The sequence below is a fragment of the Novosphingobium sp. BL-S-34 genome, from assembly GCF_056857015.1.
The window spans coordinates 336,780-349,997 of sequence record NZ_JBXEPV010000003.1 but is presented as its reverse complement, the minus strand read 5'-3'; the positions used below and the strand labels follow the sequence as shown (position 1 = coordinate 349,997).

Genomic DNA, 13,218 nt, shown 5'->3' with positions numbered 1-13,218 from the left:
GCATCCGCAACCTCGTATCAGGGACAGAGCATATGACCCAAGGAACCGTTGCAACGCATTTCGAGGAAGCCCAGATTGATGCGATTTTCGCATCAATCGACCAATGCAGTCAGCCCGGCGCGGCGGTCGGTATCGCGATAAACGGCGTCCCCGTCTATCGCCGTGGCTTTGGCCTTGCCCATATGGAATTGCCGGTGGTCCTCGGCCCGGCCATGCGCATGCGGATCGGATCGACGACCAAGCATTTTACGGCGCTGGCGTATCTTCTCCTGTGCGAGGAGGGGAGCGCTTCGCTCGATGATCCGATCGGTAAGCACGTCAATGAAATCAACGCTGCCAGCCGCCTAGTCACGATGCGCCAGTTAATGGGGCATACTTCGGGCATTCGCGATGCGATGACGGTGTCGATGCTGACCAATGGCGCGCTCACGAAAGTGACCGACGCGGATATCCTGGCCTACTATCGAACGATCGAGGACGTGGATTTCACGCCGGGGACGAGTTGGAGCTACAACAACGGCGGCTACGTCCTCCTGACCGCCGCGATCGAGCGGATCACTGGTGAGACGCTCGATACGGTGCTGCGAAAGCGGATATTTGAACCCGTGGGAATGTACGACACGATGCTCCGACGCTGGGACGACGGTTTCGTGGCCAACAGCGCCGCGCTGCATTTCCGCGCGACGGATGGTCGCTTCACGCGTGACTACATGGGTTCTGAAGTGAGCGGTGCCGGCGGCGTGGTCTCGACGATGGACGACATGTTGCGTTGGTTGAGGCATATGGACGCACCCCGTGTGGGATCCGCTGAAAGCTGGCGGCTGCTGAAAGAACCTCACCGTCTGGCGAACGGCACGTCCACGGGTTACGGTCTGGGGCTGGTCATCGGAAACTATCGCGGTGTCGAGACGATTTGTCACGCAGGAGGCGTGATAGCTGGTAACTCGCAGATGATCAAAGTGCCCGCCGCCGGGCTCGATATCTCGATCGCGGTGAACCGCGCCGACGTGAACGCTGCCGACCTTGCCAACAGGATTATCGACGCCTGCACCGAGGGACTGGATCCGGTGGTCGACATACCTTTCGAAAAATTGGACGGTGTCTTCGTGTCCCCCGCTGATGGACGCGTGATCGAACTGCAGTCCCTTGGGGAAATGCAGTTGATGGGGATAGATGGCGCGCCCGGTCTTCCGGTGACTGCGGATGAGGGAGGTAATCTGCGGCTTCCTGAGATCATGTCCTTCATCCGCCAGTCGGCAAGGAGTGAGGGGAGGTATCTGGTTTTTACCGATTTCGGCAATGAGGATCGGCTCGTTCCGGTTACGCCGAAACCGGATGCTCACGTCGGCGACCGGGTGGGACACTTTGCGGCGCCTTCCGCGGCGGCAACCGCAGCGATTATCGAAGAGGGCGACGTCTATCGCTTGAAAATCGAGGGGCGCCATGGACGGGCAGAATATGGCCTGTCTCCGATCACCGACACGACATGGAAGGCGGCGTCTCTGGGACCATTCGCAATGCTGGGCGGAATTTTGACTTTCGCCGACGATCGGTGCGGATTCGAGTTCGCGGCCGGGCGGATGAAAGGGATGCGCTTTACCCGCCTGCAATGAGCAGGCGGGCGGAAGGAGGAGCGCGGTGTCCCTAGTTCCTCCTTCCAGTCGCGCAGTCTGTTTTTTTTACGGCGAGCCTACAACAATTCACATCGCTCATCCGCGGATACCGTAGGGTTCAACGCCGAAAGAGACGGGCTTCGCAGACCACATCGTGACCGTATATAGGTTTCCAGAGGATGTTTGGTGAAAGACTGACCGCTTTTGCGCGGGCATTCTTTGACCGGTAACGGGGGGTGTGCCAGCGGAAATTCTCGGTGGGGCAGGCGTTATTGGCAGCTCGTCGCCCCATTGTCGACATTACTTACTGCGCGCCGGGATCGTGTCCCAGGACGTGGAGTAGCTGAAGGCGGAGGTGGTCACCGTGATTTTCGGGTAGGTTTGGTTTGCGAAGCTCAGACCTGACGGAAGGAATCACGATGACCGATCCGATGATGGACTTGCGTTCGCTCGTAGCAAAGGCCCGGGATGCAGATATTCTGCGCGAGATGATCTCGTTTGCCGCCGAGCGGCTGGTGGAGACGGAGGTCGGCAACCTGACCGGAGGCGGCCACGGCGAGAAATCTGCGACGAGGCTGGTCCAGCGCAACGGCTACCGTGAGCGCGACTGGCAGACGTGCGCCGGGACAGTCGAACTGCGCATCCCCAGGCTCAGGCAGGAAAGCTACTTCCCGGCTTCCTTGGTAGTCCCTTTCGGAGCGCTCAAATCCTCTCCCTCGGACATTTCATGGCCCCGGCCCGCTGGGCGCCGAACATCGCCGGCTTCTACGCGGCCATTTAAGCTCGCCCTATTGGACCGATCTCCATCATGGGCTAGGCAGCAGGGATGCGGGGGCTGAACATCGCGATTGCCGGCTGTGGGCCGTGCGGGCTGGCTGCAGCGCTGCTGCTTCACGAGGCGGGGCATCATGTCACCCTGTTCGAGCGGTTCGAGAAGCCCCAGCCTATCGGTTCCGGACTGATGATCCAGCCCACGGGGATGGCGGTTCTCGCCAAGCTCGGCTTGCTGGACGCAGCCCTGGCACGCGGCGCGCGCATCGATAAGTTGTTCGGCATGGCGGGCAAGCGGGTCGTGCTCGACGTGGAATATGCCTCGCTGGGCCGTCCGGACACTTTCGGCATAGGGATACACCGCGCCAGTTTGTTTGCTGTCCTGCACGAGGCCGTGCTGCGGTCAGGCATTCCATTGCATTGCGGGCGCACACTGGTGGGAACGACGCTGCTGGGAACGAAACGTGCTTTGCGGTTTGCCGATGGACAGAAAAGCGATCGCTACGATCTCGTCGTGGACGCGCTCGGCACGCGGACACCACTCGCTCCGCCGACGGGGCGGGAGCTGGCATATGGAGCGCTATGGGCCAGCCTCGACTGGCCCGGGGGTGCCGGCTTCGATCCCCACGCTCTTGCGCAGCGCTACAACCGGGCAAGTATCATGGCCGGCGTTCTGCCCATCGGGACACCGCCCGGCGCGACCGTGTCCAAGGCAGCTTTCTTCTGGTCGCTCCGGGCAGATCGGCTGGACGACTGGCGCGAGGCTGGACTGACCGCCTGGAAGGAGCGGGTCGGCGCACTCTGGCCTGATTGCGGGACGCTGCTCGACCAGATCACCGATCCAAGCCAGTTGACCTTCGCTCGTTACGCGCATCGTACCCTGGCTTCGCCGGCCGAACCGGCGCTCGTCCATATCGGCGATGCGTGGCATTCCGCCAGTCCGCAACTGGGGCAAGGCGCCAACATGGCGCTACTCGACGCCTGGGCGCTGGCCCGCGGTCTGGACCATGCGCGCAGCGTCGACGAGGGTGTTCGGCAGGGCATCCGGCTACGCCGTCGCCACGTTCTCACTTATCAATGGCTCACTGCGCTGTTCACCCCCGTCTATCAGTCCGACAGCCGCCTGCTGCCACTGATCCGCGACCGGATTGTCGGCCCTCTATCCAAGCTATGGCCGGCCACCGCCATACAGGCATCGATGGTGAGCGGACTGGTCGGAAATCCGCTGCGACCGTTGGGGCTGGAGGGCGAGCGTCAGATGGCTCGACCCGGCGTGGAAGCGGCATGACCGCCGCTTCCGGACCTATCATCGTTTTCGACGGGATGTGCGTGCTCTGCTCCGCCAATGCCGCCTTCGTGCTGCGGCATGACAGGGCCGGGCGTTTCCGGCTGGCGTCGATGCAGGGTGAGGCCGGATCCGCGCTCTATCGCCGGTTCGGGATCGACCCGGCGAATCCGGAAACACTGATCGTCGTCGAGGGCGACAATCTCTTGCGGGACAGCGATGCGGTGTTGGCCATATGGGCGGGCCTCGATCGTCCTTGGAACGCCCTGGCGGCGCTGCGGATCGTACCGCGCAAGTTGCGTGATCCCACCTATCGCTGGGTGGCGCGGCATCGCTACCGCTTGTTCGGCAAGAGGTCCGCATGCTGGATACCGACGGCCGAGCACGCGGCTCGCATCCTGTGACACGCTTCCTGCTCCTTGGCAGGGATGGCGGCCTCCTTGCGGTCGGTGCCATAGTGGCGGGCGGCTAAGATCGTCTCTCATCGAGCGTTCGCCAATTGACAACTGACAATGACGTTTCAGTTATGGGCAATCGGCGCATAAGTTAGTTCGAGTTTTGAGGCCTGCCGCCCGATACCTGTTTCAATGATCGGCACAAAAGCTGTCTCAGACATCTGCAGAATGCTCCGGCAAGCCGTGTCCCAAACATAAGCGGGGCAGCCTGCGGCAGCGGTGGCATCCAGATTGGAACGATCGTCCTGGGCAGGATATCGGCCGCCGTTGCATTCTCGTTCGGCGCGAAAAGAGACTTACTCACGACGGCCGATCCAGAGGATTCACGCGTTCCACGATGAGCGGATCATCAACTGTCGAAGGTAGTGTTGGAAGGGAGCCGGTTGTTACTCCGAACGTCGCGGCGAGAACTTCGCGCGAGATCGAAGACGTCGATGTGCGGTAGCCGATGTCCGCGGGCATCGGCTGGTCGAAGAAGACCAGAAAATGTATTTCCTCATCGCCAATTACCTCGATCTGATGAGGATAGGAACGTGGGATGAAATAAGCATCGCCCGCCTGCAGTTCGTAAGTGTCCACGCTGCCGTCCGGGTCCAGGATAGACATCCGCGCGCGGCCCTTGTGGACGTAGCCCATCTCCGCCGTGTTTGGGTGCCAGTGCGGCTCGCGCATGCCGTTTTCGGGGATCAGGATCGAATACATCGCCAGGTTCTTCAGAGCCGGCCAGAATTGTGAGCGCGCAACGCGCGCTGTGCCGTAGGGATGGTCGATCGGCGGAGTCTCGCTGGCGATGCCGAACTTGTGAGGATCCGGAAACGCCGCGCTTGCGGGCACCTTGGCAGGGCCGTTCCGGTGAACCAGCAGCGCGGACGAGGTATCGCGCTTGAGCGCTGCGAAGTCGGAAGAGGGCAGGGTGAACGTGTTGCCCAGGACTGCGTCGGTCATTGCCCCGAAAGCGCCATGCAGCGAGAACTCCTCGGGTCGTTCGTGGCTGAAGACGATGATAAGTTCGGCATCGACGTCACCGACGTTCTCGATCGTGTGGAGCGAGCCGACGGTGATGTAAAACATCTCTCCCGCAGAGATCGTGAAAGCGCCGAAAACGTCGCCGGTATCGAGCACCGAGACCAGCAGGTCGCCCGATAGGCAGCACGCCAATTCATCGGCATTGGCGTGCCAGTGCGGCTCGCGGATCGCGCCGGGCGCCAGTAACAGGCGGCGCATCGACATGCCCTTCAGGATGGGAAAATCTTCGCCGTCCGCCCCTCGTACCGATCCGAGGCTGCCTTCGTAGCTTGGCGGTGTGGTGATCAGCGAACGGACATGGCGGGATGCGGTCATGGAACGGGTCCTTTCGGAAGAAGTCGAACACGTTCAAAAGCTATGGACTGGCATGCGCCGCGCCTATCCATACCAAGATATACAAACCTTGGTGTGGATAGGCGGCGATGACGAGACGCGTAATTCTAGGGCATCGGACGGCGCTGTGCCGCCCCGACCTGGAGAAGCACGATGACCACTGACACCACCACCGTCTCGATCGCCAACCGGTTTCTCGGCACGCCGACCGATCTTGGGACCGACGCAACGCGTGACATTTCGGCCGGGCTGGCCGGCCTGCTCGCCGACGTGTTTGCACTCTACCTCAAGACCAAGAACTTTCACTGGCACATGAGCGGCCCGAACTTTCGGGACTATCATCTGCTGCTGGACGACCAGGGCGACCAGATTTTTGCCATGACGGATCCAATGGCCGAGCGCGCCCGCAAGATCGGCGGCACCACCATCCGCTCGATCTCGGACATCGCCGCTCGCCAGCGCATCCTAGACAACAATGCGGCTTATGTGGAGCCCAAGGACATGCTCGCCGAACTGCACGGCGACAACAAGCAGCTGGTGGCCGAGATGCGCCGGGTTCATGAACTGTGCGACGAGTATTCCGACGTCGCCACGGCAAGCCTGCTGGAAGTGTGGATCGACGAAACCGAACGCCGCAGCTGGTTCCTGTACGAAAGCTGCCGTGGCCACGCTATCCGCTGAGGGATCGAGCGGCGCTCCATCCCCAGGGGCGCCGCCGTGCAAAGAAGTCCGTACCGGACTACAAGACGAGAAAGGCGCTACCTCGCGGTGGCGCCTTCCTTTTTTGTTCAGCGGATTGCCGCCTCGATGGCGTCGAGCAGTGAATCCGGATCGACCGGCTTGGTCAGGAATGCCCGCGCGCCGGCGCCCATCGCCTGTTTTCTGGCGGCATCGGTCGGAAAAGCAGTCATGACGATCAGTGGCACGGCCCAGCCGCGCCGCTGCATCTCGGCCTGCAGTTCGAGACCTGTCATTTCCGGCATGTGCAGGTCGGTCACGATGCACGCCAGAGCCTCATCTCCCGCTGCCAGCAATTCGCCGGCGCTGGCAAGGCTGCACGGGGTCATGCCGGTCGATCTTACAAGGCTGTCTATACTCCCTCGAACGCCGGGGTCGTCATCCACGATGGCGATGATGGGGGAAGCGGGCACGCACATTTCTCCTGGTTCACATCCCCCAGATGGGCCTGCACCGTGTGCCGCGCCATCATACTCAGATGTTAAAGCGGTGAATCGTGTCATCGCGAATGCCCAGTGTTTCGGCCATTCTCACCAGGTCCGCCAGCGACTGCGCTTCCATCTTGCGCATGACGTTGCCGCGGTGGATCTTCACCGTGATCTCCGAAAGCTCCATCCGCGCCGCGACCTGCTTGTTCATCAGACCGGCCACGACGAGACTCATGACTTCGCGCTCCCTTAGCGTGAGCCGGTCGTAGCAAAGCTGGAGTGCGTCCGACCCGGCGGCCTGCTCGCGGCGCTCTTCGTCGCGCTCAAGCGCGCTGCCGACGGCGGCAAGCATCTGTTCCTCACGGAATGGCTTGGGCAGGAAGTCCACCGCACCGGCTTTCATCGCGCGCACGGTCATGGGGATATCGCCGTGCCCGGTAATGAGAACCACCGGAAGCGTTATTCCTTCCGCGACGAGGCGCTCCTGAAAGTCCAGACCGCTCTGCCCGCGAAGCCGCACGTCCAGGACGAGGCAGGACGCAGTGGTCGGTTTTTCTGCGGCCAGAAATTCCTCGGGGTTTTGGAACAGCGCCACATCCAGCCCGGTCGAGCGGAACAGGCTGCCCAGCGATCCCAGGATTTCGGGGTCGTCATCGATCACAAAGACGGTCATGCTGCCTCCCTCCCGGCCGCAATGACCGGAAGCGTGAACCGGAAAGTGGCGCCGAGTGCCGCATTGTTCGATGCGACGAGCGTGCCCCCGTGCCGCTCGACGATCGAGCGGCAGATCGACAGGCCCATTCCCAGGCCCGTACTCTTGGTCGTGAAAAATGGCGCGAACAGGCTTTCGGGATCGGCGGAAATGCCCGTCCCGCAGTCACGCACTTCCACGTTGACGGTTGCGCCGGCATGTACCGCCTTGACGCAGAGTTGTCTTTGATCGGCCGGGGTCTCAGCCATCGCCTGCTCGGCATTGAGCATCAGGTTCATGAGCACCTGCTGGATCTGCACCCAATCGCCTCGCACCAGCGGGAGGCTATCGCCGATGTCGAGCGTGATCGCGACGTCGTTCGTCTGGAGGTCCCGGCGGAGCAGCGCGACGGTCTCTTCGATCAGGGGGCCCAAGGCCAGCACGTCCTGGCGCGGCTCGACATTGCGGGCCAGGTCGCGGGTGCGGGCGATCACGTCTGCTGCACGGGTGCCGTTCGATGCGATGTGGTCCAGACAGTCGCCAACCTCTTTCGCATCGGGAGCTTCGCGCGCCAGCCAGCGGCGACCGGATTTCGCATAAGTGATGATCGCGGAGAGCGGCTGATTGACTTCATGGGCGATCGATGCGGCAAGTTGCCCCAGCGTCGTTACGCGAGAGACATGGGTAAGTTCGGCCTGGGACTGGGCGAGCCGCGCCTGCGTTCGGTTTCGCTCGGTAACGTCGATGGCCATGATGAGTACCCGGCTCCAGCCATCGGCGCCGGGGGGAACGGTCACGCGCAGGACCACATCGATCGTCTCCCCCGAAGCGGCGAGAAACTGGGTTTCCTCCTCGATCGCCGGATCGCCGCGCACGAGTGCAGCAAGAATGCGGCCGAGCGTGGCCTCGGCGGCGGGCGTGTGGTGGGGAATGAGCGTGCCGCCGATCAACGCGCGGGCATCGGGCAGGCCGAACAGGCGTCCCGCAGCGTCGTTGGCGGCGCGGATGGTCGCGGTACGGGCGATGTGATCGATCTGCTCTGGCGTTGCGGAGCCGCCATTTGCCAGCAGTGCATGCGCCGTCGACCAGTCGCCCTCCCAGATCGGCAGACCCGCCGCATTGAAGATCGTGCGGTAACGCTCCTCCGACTTGCGCTGCTGTTCGGCTACCGCGAGATTGCGGATGCTGAGCAGTGTCGCGATCAGGATCGCGATCAGGCTGACAGCAAGCCGCATGGCCGGCGAACCCAGCGGCTCTCCCCCATGGCTGATGAAGTAACCCGCCACTGCCATCGCGAGCACGGCCGCACAGGTCGCCAGCATCACCCGGCGGTCATGACTGCGCGAGGACATGACAATGGCAACCGTGTACAAGACGGCAACGGCACCCTGAAGAGGGCTCAGAACATCGAGGGCAAAGACGGCGAGCGCCAGCGCCAGCGCCGCCGCGCCGTGGAGTCTTCCCGTCAACCTTCTACCGCCCGCACCGTCGCGCATGATCGCCTCGCGTAGCCCCACGGCCCAGGCGACCGGGAGCATGGCCAAGCTGGACGAGAACGGCCATGATCGCAACGGGTAAGCTGGCATGCTTCGGGGGAGGCGGGCGCCCGTCCGTATCAGGCACACAACGTGAAGCGCGTGCCGGGCCGCGCATCCGACCAGCCGTACCGGGCTCCCAGACGACGCGCCATCATGGAGATAAACTGACTGCCCAGTCCGCTTCCTTCCGGCGCCGCGCGCGCTGCGCGACCTCGGCCCCGATCGACCACTTCCAACACGAAGCCGCCCATCGGCCTCGCGCAGAGGGAGATGTCAACAGCGCTGGGAGAGCCCACCGGATAGGCGTACTTGCAAGCATTGCCGACTAGCTCAGAGACGATCACGCCGATCGAACTGGCCGTCTCGGCCGCGACGCGGATCGGGCGGCCGGCACCAGCATCGCCGCAACCCGCCTCAAGACCTGCGCCAAGCTGCTCCAGATAGTCGCCCAGATCGACCTGCCCGGCCGACCGTTCCCGGCAGAGCTGACGGTGAACCCCGGCGATCGCCGTTATCCGCAGCGTTATCGCAGCCAGCACCGCAAGGGCCGCCGGGTCCGCGATCCGGCGCGCCTCAAGCGTCATCATGGCCGCCACAAGTTGCAGGCTGTTGGCTACGCGGTGATTGACCTCGTCCATCGCGCTTGGCTCGGGAACGGGGGGAAGCACGGCTACGGCTGCGGTTTCTGGGAAAGCGGCGTGATGCGCGGTGGTCATCGTCTCTTCCTCGATTGTGTGACCCGCTGATCCCCGATCGCGGTCCGCCGGGCCATCATACGCAGGTATGGGGGCGATCAGGGAGCACCCAAACCTGCGTATGATATCGGGGCGGTCACGCCGCGCCGATATCGGAACGGTCGGACCGGCCCCCCGCCAGTGTCCGCCTGCCAATGGAGGACAACATGGCTACCATCACGACGAACGACGGCGTTGAAATCTTTTACAAGGACTGGGGCCCCAAGGACGCGCAGCCAATCGTGTTCCATCATGGCTGGCCGCTGAGCTCGGACGACTGGGATGCCCAGATGCTCTTCTTCCTGCAGCAGGGGTACCGCGTCGTCGCGCATGACCGCAGGGGCCATGGCCGCTCGGCGCAGGTCGGCGCCGGTCACGACATGGATCACTATGCATCGGACGCTTCCGCCGTGGCCGAGCATCTCGACTTGCGCGGCGCGGTCCACATCGGACATTCGACCGGCGGCGGCGAGGTTGCGCGCTACGTCGCGCGCTTCGGCCAGCCCCAGGGCCGGGTCGCCAAGGCCGTGCTGGTCAGCGCGGTTCCGCCGCTGATGCTGAAGACCCTGGAAAATCCCGGCGGTACCGATATCGCCGTGTTTGATGGTTTCCGCAGTGCCCTCGCCGCGAACCGCGCGGACTTTTTCCTCGATGTCGCATCGGGTCCGTTCTACGGCTTCAACCGTCCCGGCGCCGAAGTTCCGGACGCGGTCATCCGCAACTGGTGGCGCCAGGGCATGAGCGGCAGCGCGCTGGCGCACTATGAGGGCATCAAGGCGTTCTCGCAGACCGATCAAACCGAAGATCTAAAGGCGATAACCGTGCCCACGCTTGTCCTCCAAGGCGATGACGATCAGGTCGTGCCCTATACGGATGCAGCCTTGCAGCAGATCAAATTGCTGCGGAACGGCACATTGAAAATCTATGCGGGCTATCCGCACGGAATGCTGACGACGCACGCCGACGTGATCAATCCCGATCTGCTGGCATTCGTCCGTAGTTGATCGTCGCGCCGGCGGCGCAATACTGCGCCGCCGGTGGATGATCCTTGGATGACAAGGTGGGCGGCCGGGTTCTGGCCATTGCAAGCGAGACGCGACATGAACACGCTGGGTACCCGCGAACATCAGATGTTTCCCGTATTGGACGATGCGCAGATCGCGATTGCGCGCCGGTTTTGCAGCGGGCCGGAACGCCGCTTCGAGCCGCACGAGGAAGTCTATGCGATCGGCGCCGAGGGCGCACCGGCCTGGCTCGTGCTAGAGGGCACGATCGAGGTCGTGCGACGTGATGGTCTCAGCCACGAGGCGCCGATCACCACGCACGGTGTGGGGCAGTTCTCGGGAGAGGTGAACCAGCTTGCCGGACGGCCATCGATCGCCGCCGGATACGCAGGGCCGGACGGCTGCACGGCACTGCCGTTCGATGCCGCGCATCTCCGCGCACTCATGGTCGGCTCTGCCGATGTGGGCGAGACGGTGATGCGCGCGCTCATCCTGCGGCGGGTTGCGCTCATTGCCGAAGGGGGCGCCGGGACGATTCTGATCGGTGTGCCCGATAGCGCAGAGATCGTACGGCTTCAGGGCTTCCTGACGCGTAGCGGCTATCCCAACCTTGTCTTGAATGCTGCATCCGATGAGGAGGGCAAGGCACTGGTGGAGCGGATCGGCGTATTGCCCGAAGAACTGCCGCTCGTCGTCTGTCCCAATGGAAACATGCTGCGCCGGCCCAGCGATGTGGAGGTTGCTGCGTGCCTGGGCATGACCCCCAATCTGGACCCTTCGACAGTCTACGATGTTGCGATTGTAGGCGCCGGCCCTGCGGGGCTTGCTGCAGCCGTCTACGCAGCCTCGGAAGGTCTGTCGACCATTGTGCTGGACGAGCGCGCGATGGGCGGGCAGGCCGGATCGTCAGCCAGGATCGAGAACTATCTTGGCTTCCCCACCGGGATTTCCGGGCAGGCACTCGCCGGGCGTGCGTTCAACCAGGCGCTCAAATTCGGTGCAGAGATTGCCGTGCCGGTTGGCGTGCAGAAGCTGGACTGCTCTTCCGCTGTGCCGGCGCTGGAGCTTGCCGGCGATCGGCGCCTCCAGGCACGCACTGTCGTGATCGCGTCGGGCGCACGCTACCGCCGGCCGGACATTCCCGATCTTGCCGGTTTCGAGGGGCGCGGTGTGTCGTATTGGGCATCGCCGGTCGAAGCCCGGCTCTGTGCTGGAGAGGAAGTGGCGCTCGTCGGAGGCGGGAATTCGGCCGGACAGGCTATCGTCTTCCTGGCGCCGCAAGTGAAGCGGTTGCATTTGTTCGTCAGGCGGGACCTGTCGGAGACAATGTCCCGCTACCTGATCGAACGCATCGCGGCTCTGCCCAATGTCGAGATCCATGTGGGCAGCGAAGTGGTTGCGCTTTCGGGCGATGGGGAAGGGCTTGCCTCTGCGACCTTCAGGCAATTTGCGACCGGTACTCTCCACCGCCGTGACATCCGGCACCTGTTTCTGTTCATCGGCGCCGACCCGAATTCGGCATGGCTTGGCGGCTGCGTGGTGACTGATGCAAAAGGGTTTGTGGAGACCGGCAGCAGCGCCCTGCCGCTTGAAACCAGCCTTTCTGGCGTATTCGCGATTGGCGACGTTCGGAAGGGCTCGACGAAACGGGTTGCCGCGGCCGTCGGTGAAGGGGCGGCCGTCATCGCCCAGATCCACATAAAAATCGCTGAAATGAAGGGAGAGCGGCCATGACGTCGTGCAAGCAGCGAAGCGCCATATAGCGCGTCACGCCCAGCGCGCGGCTGCGAGGAGTGCCTTCCAATCGGCAGCCTATGGCTGCACCCGCGCATCTGCCTTAGCTGCGGCCATGTCGGCAGCTCCGACCAGTCGCCGCACCGGCACGCCGGCCGCCCATTTTCATACAATGGGCCACCCGAACATCGAAGGGTGTGACCCGCCGGATGGGGCTGGAGCTACATAGACGACACAATGATCGATTTGCCTGGCCGAACTCCGCAGCGCGGTCCAGTACCTCGCTATTACCAGCCCGAGCGATTTGCAGCCTCCGCCGCCCGGAGCTCCGCCGGAGCAAGGGGCGAAGGCGTCGTCTTCTGGTTGAAGCGGCCGTTCACCATTTTGAATTTAGGCGGCCGGATAAGCCTGCGGTAGGCCGTTCAGGCTAACGCGTTCGGTGAACGGACAGCAACTGTCACGGCACCGAAATGCGCTGTTTTACCGCCGCTTTGCCAGCGATATATCGCATTGGGTTCAGCCGGCTACCACGATCGAGTATTCAAGTCGCACGTCGTCGAGCAGTCGCTCGATCGCAGCGCGCTGCGTATCGGTCCCGCTAAGCCTGACATCCCAATTGCAATGGGGATGCGTTTTCGTGTCGCGCACGATGACCTTGCCAAGCGCCCGCCGCCATGTTTGCGAAGAGCCACCTCTTTCCCGGACAAGGCGGGCGATAAGCAGCTGTTCGAGATCGGATGCCGTCATAGCCACTGCTTAGCCTTTGTTGGCGGCCAATCAAGCTGTGCTTCTTGGGCTCGCTTTATGGATCACCGGCAGGCTTCGAGGATCAGCCGCGGAGCAGTATACGCCGGCTCTGACGGCGTCG

At 63.1% G+C, this 13,218-nt stretch carries 12 protein-coding genes and 2 pseudogenes; 8 read left to right on the top strand and 6 right to left on the bottom strand.

Annotated elements, in window-relative coordinates:
* Nucleotides 1-32 precede the first annotated feature (32 nt).
* The 4 genes and pseudogenes from AC1VV3_RS24395 (at nucleotide 33) to AC1VV3_RS24380 (ending at nucleotide 4,073) form a co-directional block, all read left to right on the top strand.
* Entirely contained in the window at nucleotides 33-1,613 is a 1,581-nt protein-coding gene (locus AC1VV3_RS24395; RefSeq protein WP_482963607.1) for a serine hydrolase domain-containing protein, read from the top strand.
* A 419-nt stretch (nucleotides 1,614-2,032) separates the two neighbouring features.
* A pseudogene (locus tag AC1VV3_RS24390) lies at nucleotides 2,033-2,296 on the top strand (transposase); the annotation flags it as partial.
* Between the two features lie 143 nt (nucleotides 2,297-2,439).
* Entirely contained in the window at nucleotides 2,440-3,672 is a 1,233-nt protein-coding gene (locus AC1VV3_RS24385; RefSeq protein ID WP_482963606.1) for an FAD-dependent oxidoreductase, read from the top strand.
* Entirely contained in the window at nucleotides 3,669-4,073 is a 405-nt protein-coding gene (locus tag AC1VV3_RS24380) for a thiol-disulfide oxidoreductase DCC family protein (RefSeq protein WP_482963605.1), read from the top strand. The genes AC1VV3_RS24385 and AC1VV3_RS24380 overlap by 4 nt, the downstream gene beginning before the upstream one ends.
* 351 nt (nucleotides 4,074-4,424) lie before the next feature.
* Here AC1VV3_RS24380 and AC1VV3_RS24375 read toward each other — a convergent pair whose 3' ends face one another.
* Complete coding sequence (locus AC1VV3_RS24375) at nucleotides 4,425-5,465, bottom strand: cupin domain-containing protein (protein ID WP_482963604.1); 1,041 nt, start codon at nucleotides 5,463-5,465, stop codon at nucleotides 4,425-4,427.
* A 171-nt stretch (nucleotides 5,466-5,636) separates the two neighbouring features.
* Between AC1VV3_RS24375 and AC1VV3_RS24370 the strand changes: the two genes are divergently transcribed.
* The gene (locus tag AC1VV3_RS24370; protein ID WP_482963603.1) at nucleotides 5,637-6,164 is read left to right on the top strand and encodes a Dps family protein; all 528 of its coding nucleotides are present in this window, start codon (nucleotides 5,637-5,639) and stop codon (nucleotides 6,162-6,164) included.
* Nucleotides 6,165-6,271: 107 nt separating this feature from the next.
* Here AC1VV3_RS24370 and AC1VV3_RS24365 read toward each other — a convergent pair whose 3' ends face one another.
* The 4 genes from AC1VV3_RS24365 to AC1VV3_RS24350 all read right to left on the bottom strand — a co-directional run bounded on the left by AC1VV3_RS24365 (nucleotide 6,272) and on the right by AC1VV3_RS24350 (nucleotide 9,594).
* Complete coding sequence (locus AC1VV3_RS24365; RefSeq protein ID WP_482963602.1) at nucleotides 6,272-6,634, bottom strand: response regulator transcription factor; 363 nt, start codon at nucleotides 6,632-6,634, stop codon at nucleotides 6,272-6,274.
* Nucleotides 6,635-6,695: 61 nt separating this feature from the next.
* Nucleotides 6,696-7,322, bottom strand: a complete 627-nt coding sequence (locus AC1VV3_RS24360; RefSeq protein WP_482963601.1) for a response regulator transcription factor — start codon at nucleotides 7,320-7,322, stop codon at nucleotides 6,696-6,698.
* Nucleotides 7,319-8,878, bottom strand: a complete 1,560-nt coding sequence (locus AC1VV3_RS24355; protein ID WP_482963661.1) for a sensor histidine kinase — start codon at nucleotides 8,876-8,878, stop codon at nucleotides 7,319-7,321. Before AC1VV3_RS24355 ends, AC1VV3_RS24360 begins: the two co-directional genes overlap by 4 nt.
* A gap of 77 nt (nucleotides 8,879-8,955) precedes the next feature.
* Nucleotides 8,956-9,594: a sensor histidine kinase gene (locus AC1VV3_RS24350; RefSeq protein WP_482963600.1), complete on the bottom strand. Its 639-nt coding sequence runs from the start codon at nucleotides 9,592-9,594 to the stop codon at nucleotides 8,956-8,958.
* Nucleotides 9,595-9,779: 185 nt separating this feature from the next.
* Here AC1VV3_RS24350 and AC1VV3_RS24345 point away from each other — a divergent pair, with 185 nt between their 5' ends.
* The 3 genes and pseudogenes from AC1VV3_RS24345 to AC1VV3_RS24335 all read left to right on the top strand — a co-directional run.
* Complete coding sequence (locus AC1VV3_RS24345) at nucleotides 9,780-10,616, top strand: alpha/beta fold hydrolase (RefSeq protein ID WP_482963599.1); 837 nt, start codon at nucleotides 9,780-9,782, stop codon at nucleotides 10,614-10,616.
* A gap of 96 nt (nucleotides 10,617-10,712) precedes the next feature.
* On the top strand, nucleotides 10,713-12,350 hold the full coding sequence (locus tag AC1VV3_RS24340; RefSeq protein WP_482963598.1) for an FAD-dependent oxidoreductase: 1,638 nt from the start codon (nucleotides 10,713-10,715) through the stop codon (nucleotides 12,348-12,350).
* Nucleotides 12,351-12,419: 69 nt separating this feature from the next.
* Nucleotides 12,420-12,641, top strand: a pseudogene (locus tag AC1VV3_RS24335) (UBP-type zinc finger domain-containing protein); the annotation flags it as partial.
* 225 nt (nucleotides 12,642-12,866) lie between these two features.
* Here AC1VV3_RS24335 and AC1VV3_RS24330 read toward each other — a convergent pair.
* Nucleotides 12,867-13,097, bottom strand: coding sequence for a hypothetical protein (locus tag AC1VV3_RS24330; protein ID WP_482963597.1), 231 nt, complete (start codon nucleotides 13,095-13,097; stop codon nucleotides 12,867-12,869).
* Between the last annotated feature and the right edge of the window lie 121 nt (nucleotides 13,098-13,218).